We start from the raw sequence: 16023 nt of genomic DNA on the forward strand, positions 1-16023 counted from the left end.
CGCCCAGTCGGTCCGGTCAGCGCGGCTCCGCCGGGCGGGCTCCTCGCAGGAACTGTGTCACCGCGGTGTCCACGAGTTTTTCGAGCCGTCCGGCCTCGACCATGCCGCTGTTGAGCATGGACGTGATCCCCAGGACGGTGGCGTAGAGGATGAGTCCGATGTCCTCCGGGTCGCCCTCCCCCAACTCGCCACGCGCCTGGCCCTCTTCGATCAGGTCACTGATCTGGCCGAACGCGGCTGTGGCGGCCTCGGCGACCGCGGTCGCCCCCGGGCGGTGCTTGCTGGAGTTCATCAGCCCGGTCAGCGCGGCATTCTCGGTCGCGAACCGGACATAGGCCGACACGTACGCGTGCAGGCGGGCGGGCGCGTCGTCATCGTTGATCTCATCCACCGCGGCCCGCAGCGTCGCGCCCAGGCGTATGAAGCCCGACTCGGCGAGGGCGTCGAGCAGCGCGCGGCGGTCCGCGAAATGCCGGCGCGGCGCCGCGTGACTCACGCCGATGTCCCGTGCCAGGTCCCGCAGGGAGAGCTGCTCGACCCCGTGCGCCCTCAGGCTGCGCTCCGCCGCGTCGAGAAGCTCCGTGCGGAGATTGCCGTGGTGGTAGGGCCGCTGCTCGGTGGTGTCAGGCATGGGACCAGCCTACTCAGCACAATGTTTCCATTGACAACAATGTTGTCAATGACTACCGTCGTGTCGTGTTCAGCTTTCCCCTGTCGCCCTCCCCGGCCTTCCCGGCCTGAACGGCCGCACCGTCGTCGTTAACGGAGGGGGAAGCGGCGGCGGAGACCGCCCTCCGTCGCGATGCGTCGGCGCCCCTGGCTCTCCCTGAAAGGACCCGCCGCTGTGAGCCTTCCACGGACAGACCCGCGGAAAGACCCGCAGAAGAACCCGCGGAAGAACCCGCGGAAGGTGAACGAACTCGTCGTCGTCTCCGGCGCCTCGTCGGGCATCGGAGCCGCGACGGCGCAGGCCCTCGCAGCAAGGGGCTACCACGTCCTCGCCGGGGTACGCACCGACAGCGAGGCGGACGCCGTCCGGGCCGACGGCATCGAACCGGTCACCTTGGACATCACGGTCCCGGAACACATCGAGGCCCTGGCCCGGCGGATCGCCGACGACCCTGAGCAGCGCGCCCTGCGCGTCCTGGTCAACAATGCGGGGATCGAGATCAACGCCCCCGTCGAGGTGCTCCCTCTCACCGTGTGGCGCGAGCAGTTCGAGGTGAACCTCTTCGGGCACATAGCCGTCATCCAAAGGCTCCTGCCCCTCCTGCGACGGAGCCAAGGCAGAATCGTCAACATCAGTTCCGTGGGCGGAGTAGCCGCGCTGCCCGTCTTCGGGGCCTACGCGGGCACCAAGTTCGCCCTCGAAGCGGCCAGCGACTCCCTGCGCCGCGAGGTCGCGGAGCACGGCGTGCAAGTGGTCGTCGTCCAGCCCGGTGGCGTCCGGACCGAGATGGCTGCCCGCAGCGGAGACATCTCCCTCGAACTCGCCGCCGCAATGAGCGCCGAGCACCAGCGTCTCTACGGCGCCCTCATCAACGCGACGGTGTCGTCCAACACAGCCTTCCTGCAACGCGCCCTACCGGCGGCCAAAGCAGGAGCCAAGATCGCCAGGGTGGCGACCACGCCCCGCCCGCGCGCCCGGTACACCCTCGGCAGGGACGCCGCCTTCGTCATTCCCCTCGCACGTTTCCTGCCGACTCGACTGATGGACGGCATCCTCGCAATGAGCCACCGGTCCCGGAACCCGAAATCCGCACCCGAGTCCGCAGGGAGCCTCAAGGACGAAGTCACGCCGCTTGCGTGACCGGTGGGGCGGGGGTGAAGTCAGCGCCGCCCTCGCGTCGGGTGCGGTGACGGCCTCGGAGGCCGTCACCACCTCTTCCCCGTTGAGCTACCGGGTCCCCGGCCGATCGGTCAGTGAGTCTTCTCGGGCACGCATCCAGTCCCCCACACATCCGGTACCTGGGCAAACACAACAGCGCATCTGAAGACGGGCCCGCCCTTGTCGGCGAACCTGATGACCGCGTTGGAGACCCTGTCCCACTCCGGGGCGTTACCGAACGTCTTACAGCCTTGGCCGTCCACGTTGCTCCCGCTGACACCCAGGTTAGGGCACACGTAGCCGTAGTGGTGCGGTCCCTGCATCGTCGGTCCGGCCGCCGTGGACGCGGCGGCCGGGGCGGCGGTGAGGGCGAGCGCCACAGTCACGGCGCCCCCTACCTTGGCGAGTACGTACATGATGCTGCTCCTTTGGTGCGGGTGGGATGTGTTGCCTGCCGTCATCCCGATCCCCGCTACCGGCACGTCTGCCGACGTCAGGGGCGACATCCCACCCGAATAACCGAGCCCGGACGCAATCGACAGACCCCTGCCACAGCCCGGCACACCCACCCGCACAACACTCGCGCGGCAGGGGCTATCAGGCGGTGAGGGTAACCGGACGCGCACACCGGCTGGGGCCTGTGAGGCAGGCGCTTGATCCGTCGTGGAAGCCGTCGCACCCGGGCCAGGCGGGCTGGGGCACAGTGCGCGCCGCGCTCTGCCTCGTTCCGTTGACGGGACCTGCCCTGCTCGTCTGCCATCTGCCAGTTCGTTCGAGGAGATACCGTCACCTGCCTGTGGTGTGGGCCGGGCAGCTGCAGTGTTACGGGCCGGAACACGGTCAGGGACGGTCGCCCGCGTCCGGCCCGGGCAAAGCACCGGGGGCACCCGGACTCAAAGAGAACTGCATCTGCTCGGCAACCCACGCGGCGCATCACAGGTCATGATGCGTAGTCGGTGGCGGAGGACCTGATGGGTGCAGGCGGTCAGCGCCCACCAGCAGCCTCGCCCGCCGTCTGTTCGGCAGTACGGCCTTACGCGTTCTCTCGCCCCGTCGCCTACAACAGAGGCCTGTGTCCGGTGCGTTCCTGCCAGGCGTCGCGCGCCTCTTCCAGGGTCTTGCGCGCCCGTGGCAGGCGGGGGTGGTTGAGGTGCTGCTGCCGGGTGGCCTCGCGGTCTTCTTCTGCCTGCTCGATGGCTCCGGTCGCCGAGCGGGCCTTCGCGAGTTCCGCTTCTACCGCCCGGATGTCGTCGTCACGATGCAGTCTGAGTTGGATCTCTTTGACGGCGGCGTTGTGTGTGTCCACGCAGAACTGCCGGATCCGTTCTTCGTCACCTTGGCCGTCCCCGAGAGGCTCCACGTGCTGCGTGCCGTCGGCTTCGGTGATGTAGAGGTAGAACCTGGATGCGAAGCGATCGGATTCGTGGTGCAGCCGCAGGCCGGCCAGGTCGAGACGCCGACCGTCGTAGGCCAGCACGTGCGCGTGGCGTACGACGGGGCCGAGGGTGTCTTCGACGGGCCCCGGATCAGGATCACGGAGCCGGTCACGTCGCGCTTCGAGGCGGGCGATACGGCGTCGGTGCTCAGAGCGTGCCTGGAGCACGCCGTGGTGCGCCCGCAGCATCGCCAAACATCGGCGGGCATGCAGGGCGCGTACGGTGGCGCGGGCCTCGGCCAGCGAGTGACGCAGTCGCCGGTGCCGGCCAGCGAACATGTGCTCCCACCTGCCGGGATAGTGCAGCACCCGTAGCATGAGCCAGACAAGTGCGACCGCGGTGAGCGTGATGAGAGCGCGAACCATGGTGGCTTTCCCCCTCAGCCGTCTCCCTGCCATCTGCCTCACCGTGGCACGCCACGCGCCCCGGACGGAACCGATCCGCCCAATTCCATCGAGGTGTGACCTGCGGACTACCGCCCCCGACTTGCCCGCCCGCCTGACAATGGGGGCGCCCTCCACCACCCTCCACAACGACTTCTCCCCTTTCCGGCCGAAAGCGTGCCGACGGCCTTCGCGTGGGCTTACGGGTCCGCCGCCCCGGTAGGTCCCGCCGCGCGTGAGCGTCCGGGGCGTCTGGGGCAACGCCGGATGGGTGTAGGGGGTTACGGTCGCCCCGACACCGTGGTGCGCGTGGTACTGCTCGGTGTCGTCGGAAAGGCGATCCGGACGCCGACAGCCACGCCGGGCGCACCCGCCCAGCCTCCACCCGACGAGGGACCGAGCGTCTGCCCTTTTGTCGGGCAGCCGTCCGACTGGTTCCCGCTCGTGCCATGTTCGCGATCTCCGAAGGACGGCCGCCCGTCGCACAGCCCGGAACGTGGCGCAGGGCCGTTTCACCACCGCCTCCGCCTCCGCCTCCGCCTCCTGGCCTGGCCTGGCACCGCTGCGTCTGCCCGACACCACGGCGCGGATCTCCTGCAGGCGCAGGCTCATGCCCGCCGTTTCCCGGCATCATGCGTCGGCGTCCTGCCGCCCGAGGTGCCTTCGGCCCGCTCCTGGGCGAGCTCGCGGCCGAGGAAGTAGTTGAGTGCGGTCCGGATGGCGGCGATGGCGGCCAGCTGGCCGATCTCGGCGAAACTCGGCGCGACCGCGGTGCTCAGCACGTCACCGGCGAGCTGAAACTCCAGGCCCAACACCAGGATGCGCCCCAGTCCGAGCCTGATCCGGCTGAACTCACCCGCCATGCCGCCCCTGCGCACACCGGCCCGAACGAACTGGGCGAACGCCCAGGCCGCACCAGTGAAGATGACTACAGCGCCCGCACACTCCACCAGCCCGACCAGCCAGCCGACCAGATCGTGCAGGGCCGGCTCGGACGGGGTCTGTGCCAGCGGGCTCATGACGGGCAGGCTCACCCCCGCAGACACGAAGCGCAAGGGCACAATCGCGCCGCCCATAGGTACCGCAAGGCAGAGGAACTGCCACTTTGTCGGCCGGGGTTGTTGGACTGAGAAGGAGGGCGGTGCCGGCGCACCTTGCGCCACCGTGACCGCGTCTGCTCGACGATGCCGGCCCGCTGCTGGCGTACCTCGTCTGGCGGGGAGGGTGCTGCCCCCGGGCGGATCAGAGCCAGTTCGTCCCGGATCTCCCGTCCCAGCGCCGCCGATGCCACGACGATGAACATGAAGGTGAAGAGGGCCGACGCCATGCCGAGGACCGTCCCGCCAGCGCCGTACCGTGCGGCGTAGGAATCGAGCATCCGCGGTAGACACACCGTGTACTCCACCGCCGCACCCGATCCGTCCTCCGTTCCGTCGCGGTCGCGCCTACCCTGAGGTGTCGGCAAGGAGCTCGGTGAGCGTCTCGTCCAGGGTGGCGGGCGCCCGTCGAAGGACCTGCCGCAGGTCGTCGGTCTGACGTTCCAAAACGCCGGAGCGGATCTGCTCCTCCAGCCAACCCTGGACCCCCTCGGCGCGTTCGTGTCCCAAGCGATGGGCGACGGGCCGCCCGCACACGCGGGCGAGGGCCTGAACAAGGTCGGGGTAACTCCACAGTGGGCCGGTGAAGTCGTAGGCGCCGCCCACGTGGTCCTCCTCGGTGAGAACGTGTGCCGCGGCTTCGGCAAGATCGGCGCGTGAGGCGGTGTTCAGACCGCGCCCGTCCGTCGCGTCCCGCAACTCCCCCGACGCGAGAGCGCTGTGCAGGGCCGGCCGGAGGAAGCCTTCGCTGTAGAAGGGGTGGCGCAACACGGTGTGGGGCAGACCACTGGCCTTCAGCGCCTGCTCGGTCGCGTGGTGCGCCGACGTGACACCGTCCGACCGGGTATCGGCCTCCAGGAAGCTGGTGTAGGCCACCGCCCCTACGCCGGTGGCGCGGGCGGCATCGATGGCCGCCTGGTGCTGCTTGATCCGGCGGGCGGGGTCGAGTTCCGGTGAGGAGATCAGCAACAGGCGATCGGCACCCTCGAACGCGGAGCGCAGTGTGTCGGGCGCATCGTAGTCGCCGTGGCGCACCTGGACACCCCGGGCCGCGAGATCAGCGACCCGCTCCGGGGTACGTGCGGCGACGGCGACCTGCGAAGCGGGGCGCCGGGCCAGCAGATGGTCGACGACCCGTCGGCCCAGGCCACCGGAGGCAGCGGACACCACGATCATGGACAACCCCTTCGTCGCGCGGCCGTCACCGCCAGGCCACGGCTCCCGCCCTCGTGCGGCCCGACCCTGCGTGCGACCGACAGTCGTGGCCGCTATGACGGCCACACCCTCGGCCACCGGCACCGAGCTCATCAAAGAGTTTTTTCGTTCGTCGATCCGGCCACCCGCGATGGTAGCGACGATGTCGTTCGTTCGGCGCTCGACGGGCACGCTGAAAGCTTGGGTGCTCGGGTCTTGCCAGAGCTGACTGTGCGGCTCCTCGATGAAGGAGGCGGTGGCCACGGTTACCTCGAAGCGATCGGCGTGGGCGTCCGGTTCCGCAGCGGAGCAACAGAGGGGGCCTTGAACGCCGCGGCGCGGTACTGGTCGTAGTCCCAGCGCCGCACGGCTTCGGCGCACACCTCATGTACCTCGTGGGGCGTAACGCGTGCGCCGGTCTCGTACGCGGACAGGTACAGGGTGCACTCCCTCGACGCCCACACCCCCGCAAGGGGACCACGGCTGTCGGGGACTCGCGCAACGGAAGCGGCCAGGCCATGGCCGTCGGCCAAGGTCGCTCAATGCTGGCGGGGAGCAGAGGCTGGCCCGGCCGACGGCAGCACGCTCCACTCTTCCTTCGCGTCCGAACGGCACTGCTCAGAGTGGACCGGCCAGCGTGAAAAGGCCACCGGGACCGTCGGTCGTGCGTCGCATCAGGCGAAGACCGCGTAAACGACAGCGCCCACGCCCATGCCCATCAGAATTAGCTCATAGCCACGGCGCCACAGCGGCGCGTGCGTGACCTGCCAAGGTTCCGCCCGCTCCGGCGACTTGGGGTCGTAACACACGATCACCTCACTGCCTTCCCGCGTGCCCGGCGGAACCTCCTTCGCCCCAGCGATGATCACACGCTGACGGCCGTCCTGCGCAACGTAGTGGAGCACGTACGACGGCCCGCCCTGCCCCTGCCACCGCCTGTCGACGCAGCGCCCCGTCACCGTCAGGCCCCGGCGACGAAGCAGACGTCGCCTGTTGTAGAAGAGCCCGGCACCCGCGAAGAACACCAGGGCCGGCACAAACCTCAGCAGATCCCAACCCAATGTCTCTGTCCTCACGGCTCAAGCGGCAGCAAGCAATCGAAACACGGCGCTATCAAGCGATCAAGAGCCGGCGTCTCGACCGTCCGCACCCCGCTACTGAGTCATCGCCCCGTTCCGACCACTGTGCCGCCCGCTGCTCATAGGGGGTGTTGTAAGCCTCCGGGGCAGCCACTGGCCAGGAGGCCCACGGCATCAGCTCACGCAGGCCCGCAGCGGCTGCGCAGCAGTTCCACACCGTCGCCGTCGAGGTCGTCGCAGTACGTTCCGCGTCCGGTCATGGCCATCACCAAAGCCAGGGTGGGGCCGGACACCCGCAATCCGGAACCGGTCGTGAACGGGCCGTCAGTCGCGACGAGTTCCAGTCCACCGATACGTTTCTTGGCAACCACTACGAGATCCGAGCCCTGGTAATAGTCGGCCACCAGCGTGACGACCTCGATCGGATAGTCACGACAGATACCCAGCGGGCGCCGGATGTCCTCTCCGTGCACGATCGTCTCGCCCAGCATGGCGATGGCAGGCAGGGGAGGTTTGGTCTCGCTCGGAACGATCTGCCGGAACCGCTCCAGGGTCTCCGTCGGGGTCGTGCCCAGCTGCTCGGCCAGCCGCATGGCTACCTGTTTGTCGAAGTCGAATCGGCAGCGGATCACTCCCGCCAGCCAGCGCACGGTGTTCAGGCTCGCGCCCGCAGTGAGATGCGCGAGTACCTCACGCACCGTCAGGCCGGAGCACAACGAAGGCGTCGCCCACTGCTCGCCCGTCAGATCTGCGACATCGGCCGCCAGCGCCGCCCGCTCGGTGTGGATCAAGGACCAGATCCCGGATCTACGGGTGCGGTCGGCTGTCAGCTTCGGATCAGTCATACGGGCAGGTCTCCTGTCACGGTCGGCGGTCTACATCTTCCCGGGCCGGAACAGGTGAGCGTCCGGCACGGGTGGTCACGAACAAGACCTCTGCGCCGGAGCAAAGTCATCGCCAGTGAGCGACCTTCTCTCTCCAGCACCCGAACCGGGGAGCGCACGGGTGTCGCTCCCGCGGTTGGCGTGACAGGTTCCGCAGCGCATTCTCAGCGTTGCCGACTCTCATCCACATCATCGAGCCGTCTGATCACCAAGCGCTGCCCGACATCACTTGCAGAAGGCGGTATCCACGGCCGACATGACGGCATCGGCGGATTTCTCGGGGTCGCCGAACGTTCCGGGCAGGGCGGTGACCGCGAGGCCGACAGCGCGGCCGTCGTCGGTGGCGCCGCCGCGGGTCTCGAACCCGTCGATGTCACCGCCGTGCCCCCAGTACCTGCCGCCGCAGCTCAGCGGGATGCTGAATACCCCCAGTCCGTACCGCCACCCCGGAAGCAAGGGCGCGCTGACCGTCTTGCGCATCTCGGCCAACTGCTCGGCCGGGAGCAGCCGCCCGTCGAGCAGAACGCGGGCGAACTTCGCGAGGTCGCTCGGCGTGGAGATCAGCTGGCCGGCGGCTCCGCCCCAGGACGGGTCCATCTCGGTCGCGTCGATGACCTTGCCTGTCTCCGGGTTGCCGAGCGCGTACCCGTGTGGGTGATCTTCACGGATCGTCTGGTCGCCCGGCTGAGGCCAGTAGGTGTGCCGCAACCCCGCCTTCTTGATGACGCGTTGGGTTATCTGCTCCTGAACAGGGCGCTCAGTGATCTTCTCGATCAGCATGCCCGCGATCAGGTAATTGGTGTTGCTGTACTCCCATTTGGCGCCGGGAGGGAACTTCGCGGGATGAGCGAGAGCCGCGGCAAGCAGGTCATGCGGCTGGAAGAACTTGTGCTGCACCTTCTCGAACGTCTCGAGCCCGATGTGCTCGGTGTAGTTGGGCAAGCCGCTGGTGTGCTGCAACAGGTTCCGGACGGTGATCTTGTTGGCGTCGATGCCCTTGCCGCGTACGACGTTCGGCAGGTACTTCTCGATGGGGGCGTCCAGGTCGACCTTGCCCTCAGCGACGAGTTGGAGGACCACGACCGCGGTGAAGCTCTTCGTGTTGCTGCCCGCCCGGACCTGACCGTCACGGGGTACCGGGACCTGCTTGCCCAGGCGGGAGGAACCGGCGACCAGGGAAGTCTGCCGTCCCTCCTTGCTGGTCCAGGCGAGCGCGGCCGGGAACTTCTGCTGCTTCACCAGAGAGTTGAGGCTGTCCTGAAGGGGCCGGTCCTGCGGCGGCTCCGCCACGGCCGCGCTCGTCAGGGTGGTGGCACTGATCAAGCCCACTGCGGCAAGGAGGAGCAGCTTGCTGCGCAGTTTCGGGGCGCGGATATTCGGCATGGGACCTCTCGCTCTTCGGTACGGATCGATACCTGAAACGATGTCTGTATCCGGCGCGAAGATCAGTGGGGGTACCACCTGAAAACGGGGTGTAGCCAGCACCACCGTGGACAGGAGACGCATCGTGAAGGGCGTGAAGCAGAGGGGGCCCGTCACTGCGAACCAGAACGTCCTGGCGTTTCAACCGTCGCCGACACGCCCAGGGATCCGCTGACGACCGCGCGGTCGGACCCTTTGCGTCGTCCACGCCCGGTTCCGTGCACGGATCGCGCGGAGCACTCATCCAGGAAGCCGTTGAAGTGGTCGCGAAGGTGGAGGACTTCAGGCTTTATCCGGGGTCCTGTGACGATGAGAAGGGACTTGCAGCGCCACAACCCTGCCCGGTTCGCCGGTGCAGCAGCTGCACGATCTCGATGGCCCGGGGGCCGGCGTCAGTCAGGACCACGGTATGCGGCAGGTCGTCGCAGACGAGCAAGAACGCTTCGCTCACCGTGTCCGATCCCTCCGTCAGTTCACAGGTGTCCTGCAGCAGCATATGGTGAGCTCGGCGCCCTCTCGGCCTGGCATGCAGAGCTGAACATGATCCAGCGGACGATGCGTCGGGGTCTCGGGTCAGGTCATGGCTCGGGCGCAGGTGTGAACGAGTTGGGCGGCCTGGGGCTACGCGGCTTCTTGGCAGGCCGGAAATAGCGGCGGACCTTCGGGCGCAGGCGAAGCGCCGCACCGCCAGGGGCATTGCGCCGCAGCGCACCGGAGACCGTCGACGGCCGGCCCGGCGACGGCATCAACTCCTGATAGGCACGAAGCCGCTTTGGCCGCTTCACAGAGCCCACTACTCCACCTTCCGATCAAGGTGTTGCGACGAACATTTAATGCTGTGACCCAGCGCCGCCGAGGCCCCGTTGCCGATGCGCCACCCGGACGCCTCGCGCCCGAACCCAGGCCGCCGCCGGCCCGCATCGGCATCCGTCCAAAACCAACGAGACTGGGGCAGGGGCAGATGCCGCGGCTCCGGCGGCCCGGTGACCCCCGTTCGACGCACCGCCCGAGCGGTGCTCGAAACCAAGAATCAGGTCTCTCACGCGAGGCCGCGCTGCGCCGACCCCGGCGCCAGTCACGGAAGGACGGCCTGCGCTCCGCAGTCCATCCACCCGCCGCCCGCCGCACTCCCACCCGACCCGCCACCTCGGCGTCCCGCCCCCGAGATATACGCCCCAGGTCGATCCTCAGGCCCGCCGAGCTGCCGTACCAGTGGATCTCGGCCGAGCCGGCAAGGCGCGGGATTCAGTCCAGGAGCGCTGTCGCCTCGACCTCGACGAGTACGTCCGGCTCGAAGAGATAGTCGACACCGATGAGAGAGGCCGGAGGCAGGGGGAGCGAAAGGCCGGTCTCCTCAGCGACGGCCTCCACCCCTGCCATGAAGTCGCCGACCTTCTCCGGGGACCACTGAGTCACGTAGAACGTCAGGCGCAGCACGTCCGCGAACGTCGCACCGGCGCCCGCCAGCCCGACGGCGGTGTTGCGCAGCGCCTGGGCAACCTGACCGGCCAGATTGCCGACCGCGACCGGGGTCCCGTCGGCTTGGCGCGCGATCTGGCCGCTGACGTGCACGTGCTTGGTCCCGGTGCCCACGGCGACGTGATGGTACGGAACCGGTTGCATCATGCCGTCCGGTGTGAAGTGCTGAACAGTCATGGGGTGCTCTCCTCCGCGTTCAGTTCGGTATCTTCAAGCTACCTAGTGCAGAAAAGACACTTCAACGAGACCAGGTTTCGCCATGGATACCGCCGACGAACTCCACATCGACGCCCCCCACCGCGAACTGCTAGACCAGATCCTCGACAAGTGGTCGCTCAGCGTCCTCAACGAGCTGTGCGAGCGCCCGTGCCGCTTCAACGAACTGCGGCGGGCCATTCCCCAGGTCACGCAGAAGTCGTTGACCGCGACCCTTCGGCGTCTCGAGCGCAACGGCGTGATCGAGCGCGAGGTGATCTCCACCCGTCCCGTTGCGGTCAGATACGCGATCACGCCGCTCGGCAAGACCCTCCGCCCTCCCATCGACGTGCTGCTGGCCTGGGCCTCGCAGCACATGCCCGCCATCAACCGGGCACGCGAGGACTTCGACGCGCGTGAAGAAGAGGCCGATCGCTGACATCGCGCCGGAAGGACCGGTCGGCCGTGGCGATCACGAGGCCACGGTCAGCACGATCTTGCCCTGGATGTGGCCCCGCGCGGCTCGCGCGTGGGCGGCGGCCGCTTCGGACAGCGGGTAGGTGCTGTCGACCCCGACCTGGAGCGTGCCGTCGTCGAGCAGGCGCCCGATCTCGGCGAGTTGGGGGCCGTTGGAACGGACCTGGATGTTGGAGACGCTGACCCCCAGTTTGGTCGTCTCCTCGGGGGCGTACTCCGCGAAGAACACCGGAAGCATGGTGCCGCCGTGCTTGAGCACGGTCAGCAAGCTTGAGCTGTCCGGACCGCCGACGGCGTCGATCACCAGGTCGACGTCGTCGACCACGTCCACGGCCCGCGCCTTGGTGTAGTCGATGACCTCGTCGGCGCCGAGCGTACGCAGGAAGTCCTCGTGCCGGCCCGAGGCCACCGCGATGACGCGGGCCCCCTTCCATTTGGCCAGTTGCACCGCGAAGTGGCCCACTCCCCCGGCGGCCCCGTTGACCAGCACGGTCATTCCCGGCGTGAGGGGCGCCGGCTGGTGCACCCGCCCGGTGAACGGAGAGGGCACGTCGTGGCCGAGGTCGATGAGGTACTGCCAGGCGGTGAGCAGGGCCATGGGCGCCCCGGCGGCCCGCACGTGGTCGACACCTGCCGGTTTGTGGGCGAGGTCCGACGCGGGCGCGGCCACGTACTCGGCGTAGGTCCGGCCGTCGAAGCCGGGGAAGCGCAGCATGCCGAAGACCTCGTCACCGGCGGCGAACTCCCGTACGTCCGGAGCGACCGCCTCGACCACGCCCGACATGTCCGTCCCCGGGATCAGGGGGAAGTCGAGCGCCGGCCGCATCTCGGGCGGCATGACCTTCATCCCCTCGCGCAGGTACCAGTCCGGCGGGTTGAGACCCACGGCGCGCACTCGTACGAGCACCTCCCCCGGTCCGATGTCGGGAGTCGGCACCTCGTCGTAGTGAAGTACTTCGGGGCCGCCCGCCTCATGAATCTGGATCGCCTTCATCGCGTCTGCCGCCTTTTCGTCGCTCGGGAAACGTTGCTCGACCAGTCAAAGCCCGAGGCGCCGAGCCCGTCCAAGACCCGTTCGGCAACCACGCCATTCCGAAACGGCATCACACGTACGCTGAGGACATGAACGACCTCGGGCAGGACCTGGAACTGCGGCTCGTGCGCTACTTCACCGTCGTGGCGGAGCACCAGCACTTCGGTCGGGCGGCCGCCGCGCTGCACGTGGCCCAGCCCGCGCTGAGCCGCCAGATCCAACGGCTCGAGAAGCACCTCGGCACGCGGCTGCTGGACCGCGTGCCCCAGGGCGCCAGGCTCACCCCGGCCGGTCAGGCGTTCCTCCCCGAGGCCCGTGCCCTGCTGCAAGCCGCTCACCGGGCCGAGCAGGTCGTACGGGACCATGTGCGCACCGAACGGATTGCCATCGGCTACGTCGAGGATCTGGTCATCACCGCCGCTGTACGGGAGCTGCGCAGCCGCCGCCCCGGCACCGAGATCAGCACGCGGTACTTGAGCTGCCGCGATGTCGTGGCCCTGTCCGACAAGCGCGTCGACGCCCTGGTCGCGCGGGCGCCGCTGCCGCTCGCCACCGACGACGTGACCATCACCCCGCTGTACGAGGAGCCCCGGGTGCTCGTGGTCCCCCACGGCCACCGGCTGGCCGACCGCACATCGGTGAGTACGGCGGAACTGGCCGGCGAGGAGGTGGCGCCGTGCGCGTTCGGGACCGCTGACGGGGGTTCCTACCAAGTTCTCGGGGCCGGTGTGCCGGCCATCGAGAGCTACGAGGACAAACTCGAACTCGTCGCGAGCGGCAAGGCGATCGTCGTGCTCCCGGTCGGCGACCGGCGCAGCTCACTCCGTCCCGGCCTCGTCACCGTCCCGGTCCGTGACGCTCCCGCCAGCCAGGTCGTCCTGGTCAGCCGCAAAGGCGACCTGAACCCGTTGATCGAAGACCTCCATCTGGCCGCGAAGGCCGCTCTGAACGCGTCGTCATCCTGACTGGGACCACGCGCGGGTGGCTCCGCTTTCACCTTGCGTCCATTCTCGTCGCGGTGTGATCTGATGTTCCGTTACCTAAGAGCTGTCCCGTAACTCCTGCACCAGCTCTTAAACCTTTCTGAGCACCCCTCAGTTTCCGAAGTAGAGGGCAACGCCGCCGCCCCACAGGAGGCAGCCGAGGCCCGCGACAATCAGCCCGTTTCTCCTAACCTTGGAAGCTGCCTGCAAGTCACCCTTTGCCCGCTCCTCGCGAACCACCTTGGGCACAAGGAGGGACACGATCAGGAGAATCACACCCAAGGCCGACATACCGATGCCCGCCGCCCTCGCCAAGACCTGCATTTCGGCCACTTCAGCGACGAGATGGGTCACGCCCTCATCCTCTCCTTGGCCTCTTGTCCGGTTTTTCGCCACACCCTTGTCATGGCTCACCAAGCAGTCAAGGGGCATGCGTCACCTCAGCCACACGGAGACTTCTCAGCTCGTAGACGATTGCGGGACAACCTTTAGGAGTGGCGTGGTCGGAGTGCGGCGCCCATTCGCTGGCCGGAGAGCCCATGATCAGGAGCGTTGGTGTCCTGGCGAACTCGTGCCGGTGGCCTTACAGGGGGGAGGTACGGGAAGCTTCTCCGCGGTGGTCGAGATGTCCGGTGTCGCCTTCACGGAGCGAATCCGTATTGGCAGTTGCTTGCTCAGTTCCGTGAGCAGATGCGGATCTGTGCGGCGGTGGCGCGCACGTCCAACGCAACCGCGGTGGATGCACTCCGCCAAGGCGGCGGTCTTGGCGATGACGTGACAAACAGTCCCGAAGCGCTCAGGTAAGCGGTGGCGACCATGGCGGCGAAAGTTCCTTTCGGGTCGCCGCGCAGGGTGCGGCGGGCCAGGGCAAGGAACCGGGACCGGTCGATGTGGACGATCACGTGGCGCGGCCGCTCTTGCGTGTGGACGGGGCGGCGCCCTGGCCGTCAGCGCCGAACCGGTCGTCGAAGTGGTCGGCCCACTCGCCGGCGATCAGGAAGCCGTGGGGGAGGTCGTTGGCCTCATCGGCCAGGAACTGACGGGCGTACTCGTTTCCCTCCATCCCAGCCGCGGCTGCCCGTTCCTCGATGCATATAAGTCGTGCCCGATCCTGCTGGACGGCCCGGACGGGAGCGACCTCGGGAGCGTGCCTGCCCGCACCGTCTCCAGTTCAGCTCAGCGGCGAGGGTGACGCCGTCCCTGCCCACTTCCCGTGGTTTCGAAGGTGATGACGTGGCTCCGCCCGCACTGCACTGCGGCGGCTGCCATGGGGCGCGTAAGCAATTGGGGTGAGCCGCGGGTGGGTCGGCGACCGGCTGGCGTACGCACGTGATGATCTCGGCGGTGTCGTCCCACGCCCCCGCAGCAGACAGGAACAGGACCATGCCCGAGCAAGCCACTGCTACCACGACCGACGCGGCCAAGCAGCGCATCTTCGCCATGCTCGACCGGGACGGCGACGGCGCCATCACCCACACGGAATACCTCGCGCGGGTCGACCGCGCGGCAGCCGCCATGGGCCGGGGCACCGACGACCCCGTGGTGCACACGGCCCGCGCCGCGCACGAGGAAGTCTTCGCGGACATGGACACCGACCACGACGGACGGGTCACCTTCGAGGAGTACCGCACCTGGGCCGGACACGACGCCTTCGAACGCTCCTGCCGGACGGCCCTCGGCTCACTCTTCGACGTCGCCGACCACGACACCGACGGTCGGCTCACCCGGCAGGAGTTCGCCCGGCTGCGCATGGCGTCCGGCAACACCGAGTCGGACGCCGGCCAAGCCTTCGACGCCCTCGACACCGACGGGGACGGTCTCATCGACCGCGACGACTACCTCGCCGGCATCCACGACTACATCACCACTGGCTCCTCTCCCATGGCAGCCGCCTACCGCACCCTCTCGACCCCCTGACCCATCCCTGCCAGGGACAACGCCCTTTCAAGGAGACAGAACTGTCCGGCACGTGGCGCAGCGGCACGGACGGCGCCGTCCTCATCACCAAGGCAGTGATCTCCCAACCCTCCCACGCGGCGCAGGCAGCCACCGGCGTCGGTCAGGACCACGGCACGCAGCCTGGGCTTCGGGGTCGCCGTCGAAGCGTTGGAGTGGTCCGTCGTCAGCTTCGTCTGCCCGTGCGGGGTGCAGGGGACAATCTGGCACCGTCGTCCTCCTCCCTGCCCGCCCACGGAAGTTCCCTGCGCGTCCATTTCTCGCAGCGGCAGCCCTGACCGCTGCCGCCCTGCCCATGCCACCCCTGCATCCGCCGACAGCCACCAGACCCCAACCGTCTCGCAGACCCCGGCCGACAACGACTGCCCCCAGCGGCCGCATACGGGTGGACGACGGGGCGCGCGCTGCGGCTCGGTCACGCAGGAGTGGTGGCGCGGCGGTTGCCGTGCGCGTCGCACGGGACCTCGGCCGCGGAGCTGTGTTTGAGGAAGTCGCGTTCGGCCTGCCGGCCCGTCTCGGTGATCGCACTCGGGGCTACCGAGGTGATCCCGCCGAAGGGCCGGTCCACGTCCCGGAT

The 16023-nt window shown here is 68.4% G+C and carries 16 protein-coding genes; 4 read left to right on the plus strand and 12 right to left on the minus strand.

Annotated elements, in window-relative coordinates; all coding sequences use genetic code 11:
- Nucleotides 1–16: 16 nt before the first annotated feature.
- A complete protein-coding gene (locus tag ABZ877_RS32385; RefSeq protein WP_361078583.1) occupies nt 17–631 on the minus strand; it encodes a TetR/AcrR family transcriptional regulator in 615 nt (204 codons plus the stop codon).
- Nucleotides 632–910: 279 nt separating this feature from the next.
- Here ABZ877_RS32385 and ABZ877_RS32390 point away from each other — a divergent pair, with 279 nt between their 5' ends.
- Nucleotides 911–1810 carry an SDR family NAD(P)-dependent oxidoreductase gene (locus ABZ877_RS32390; RefSeq protein WP_361078586.1) on the plus strand — a complete coding sequence of 300 codons (900 nt, stop codon included), beginning with the start codon at nt 911–913 and terminating at the stop codon, nt 1808–1810.
- A 110-nt stretch (nt 1811–1920) separates the two neighbouring features.
- Here the strand turns inward: ABZ877_RS32390 and ABZ877_RS32395 are convergent, their stop codons facing one another.
- From ABZ877_RS32395 to ABZ877_RS32430, 8 genes are all read right to left on the minus strand, one after another.
- Entirely contained in the window at nt 1921–2244 is a 324-nt protein-coding gene (locus ABZ877_RS32395) for a hypothetical protein (protein ID WP_361078589.1), read from the minus strand.
- A gap of 641 nt (nt 2245–2885) precedes the next feature.
- Nucleotides 2886–3629 carry a hypothetical protein gene (locus tag ABZ877_RS32400; protein ID WP_361078591.1) on the minus strand — a complete coding sequence of 248 codons (744 nt, stop codon included), beginning with the start codon at nt 3627–3629 and terminating at the stop codon, nt 2886–2888.
- 626 nt (nt 3630–4255) lie between these two features.
- Complete coding sequence (locus tag ABZ877_RS32405; protein WP_361078594.1) at nt 4256–4666, minus strand: DUF1622 domain-containing protein; 411 nt, start codon at nt 4664–4666, stop codon at nt 4256–4258.
- A gap of 426 nt (nt 4667–5092) precedes the next feature.
- The gene (locus ABZ877_RS32410; RefSeq protein WP_361078597.1) at nt 5093–6202 is read right to left on the minus strand and encodes an NAD(P)H-binding protein; all 1110 of its coding nucleotides are present in this window, start codon (nt 6200–6202) and stop codon (nt 5093–5095) included.
- A 410-nt stretch (nt 6203–6612) separates the two neighbouring features.
- Nucleotides 6613–7014 (minus strand): DUF3592 domain-containing protein, encoded by a 402-nt coding sequence (locus tag ABZ877_RS32415; protein WP_361078599.1) that lies wholly within the window; start codon nt 7012–7014, stop codon nt 6613–6615.
- A gap of 182 nt (nt 7015–7196) precedes the next feature.
- Nucleotides 7197–7862, minus strand: a complete 666-nt coding sequence (locus tag ABZ877_RS32420) for a maleylpyruvate isomerase family mycothiol-dependent enzyme (protein ID WP_361078602.1) — start codon at nt 7860–7862, stop codon at nt 7197–7199.
- Nucleotides 7863–8126: 264 nt separating this feature from the next.
- Entirely contained in the window at nt 8127–9284 is a 1158-nt protein-coding gene (locus ABZ877_RS32425; protein ID WP_361078631.1) for a serine hydrolase domain-containing protein, read from the minus strand.
- Nucleotides 9285–10568: 1284 nt separating this feature from the next.
- On the minus strand, nt 10569–10979 hold the full coding sequence (locus ABZ877_RS32430; RefSeq protein WP_361078605.1) for a RidA family protein: 411 nt from the start codon (nt 10977–10979) through the stop codon (nt 10569–10571).
- Between the two features lie 82 nt (nt 10980–11061).
- Between ABZ877_RS32430 and ABZ877_RS32435 the strand changes: the two genes are divergently transcribed.
- Nucleotides 11062–11436, plus strand: a complete 375-nt coding sequence (locus ABZ877_RS32435; RefSeq protein WP_361078608.1) for a helix-turn-helix domain-containing protein — start codon at nt 11062–11064, stop codon at nt 11434–11436.
- Nucleotides 11437–11469: 33 nt separating this feature from the next.
- Here the strand turns inward: ABZ877_RS32435 and ABZ877_RS32440 are convergent, their stop codons facing one another.
- Entirely contained in the window at nt 11470–12468 is a 999-nt protein-coding gene (locus ABZ877_RS32440; RefSeq protein ID WP_361078611.1) for an NADP-dependent oxidoreductase, read from the minus strand.
- A 128-nt stretch (nt 12469–12596) separates the two neighbouring features.
- Here ABZ877_RS32440 and ABZ877_RS32445 point away from each other — a divergent pair, with 128 nt between their 5' ends.
- On the plus strand, nt 12597–13472 hold the full coding sequence (locus tag ABZ877_RS32445) for a LysR family transcriptional regulator (protein WP_361078614.1): 876 nt from the start codon (nt 12597–12599) through the stop codon (nt 13470–13472).
- 129 nt (nt 13473–13601) lie between these two features.
- Here the strand turns inward: ABZ877_RS32445 and ABZ877_RS32450 are convergent, their stop codons facing one another.
- Nucleotides 13602–13844 carry a hypothetical protein gene (locus ABZ877_RS32450; RefSeq protein WP_361078617.1) on the minus strand — a complete coding sequence of 81 codons (243 nt, stop codon included), beginning with the start codon at nt 13842–13844 and terminating at the stop codon, nt 13602–13604.
- A 544-nt stretch (nt 13845–14388) separates the two neighbouring features.
- A complete protein-coding gene (locus ABZ877_RS32455; RefSeq protein ID WP_361078619.1) occupies nt 14389–14553 on the minus strand; it encodes a hypothetical protein in 165 nt (54 codons plus the stop codon).
- Between the two features lie 320 nt (nt 14554–14873).
- Here ABZ877_RS32455 and ABZ877_RS32460 point away from each other — a divergent pair, with 320 nt between their 5' ends.
- Nucleotides 14874–15407, plus strand: a complete 534-nt coding sequence (locus tag ABZ877_RS32460; protein WP_361078621.1) for an EF-hand domain-containing protein — start codon at nt 14874–14876, stop codon at nt 15405–15407.
- Nucleotides 15408–16023: the final 616 nt, after the last annotated feature.

Source organism: Streptomyces sp. NPDC046939 (assembly GCF_040644575.1).
Lineage (GTDB): Bacteria > Actinomycetota > Actinomycetes > Streptomycetales > Streptomycetaceae > Streptomyces.

Excerpts from the sequence above, each read along its gene's own strand:
- ABZ877_RS32440 (WP_361078611.1), bottom strand. The coding sequence starts at position 12,468 with ATGAAGGCGATCCAGATTCATGAGGCGGGCGGCCCCGAAGTACTTCAC.
- ABZ877_RS32395 (WP_361078589.1), bottom strand. The coding sequence starts at position 2,244 with ATGTACGTACTCGCCAAGGTAGGGGGCGCCGTGACTGTGGCGCTCGCC.
- ABZ877_RS32385 (WP_361078583.1), bottom strand. The coding sequence starts at position 631 with ATGCCTGACACCACCGAGCAGCGGCCCTACCACCACGGCAATCTCCGC.
- ABZ877_RS32425 (WP_361078631.1), bottom strand. The coding sequence starts at position 9,284 with ATGCCGAATATCCGCGCCCCGAAACTGCGCAGCAAGCTGCTCCTCCTT.
- ABZ877_RS32445 (WP_361078614.1), top strand. The coding sequence starts at position 12,597 with ATGAACGACCTCGGGCAGGACCTGGAACTGCGGCTCGTGCGCTACTTC.
- ABZ877_RS32405 (WP_361078594.1), bottom strand. The coding sequence starts at position 4,666 with ATGAGCCCGCTGGCACAGACCCCGTCCGAGCCGGCCCTGCACGATCTG.
- ABZ877_RS32460 (WP_361078621.1), top strand. The coding sequence starts at position 14,874 with ATGCCCGAGCAAGCCACTGCTACCACGACCGACGCGGCCAAGCAGCGC.
- ABZ877_RS32455 (WP_361078619.1), bottom strand. The coding sequence starts at position 14,553 with ATGGAGGGAAACGAGTACGCCCGTCAGTTCCTGGCCGATGAGGCCAAC.
- ABZ877_RS32400 (WP_361078591.1), bottom strand. The coding sequence starts at position 3,629 with ATGGTTCGCGCTCTCATCACGCTCACCGCGGTCGCACTTGTCTGGCTC.
- ABZ877_RS32435 (WP_361078608.1), top strand. The coding sequence starts at position 11,062 with ATGGATACCGCCGACGAACTCCACATCGACGCCCCCCACCGCGAACTG.
- ABZ877_RS32430 (WP_361078605.1), bottom strand. The coding sequence starts at position 10,979 with ATGACTGTTCAGCACTTCACACCGGACGGCATGATGCAACCGGTTCCG.
- ABZ877_RS32420 (WP_361078602.1), bottom strand. The coding sequence starts at position 7,862 with ATGACTGATCCGAAGCTGACAGCCGACCGCACCCGTAGATCCGGGATC.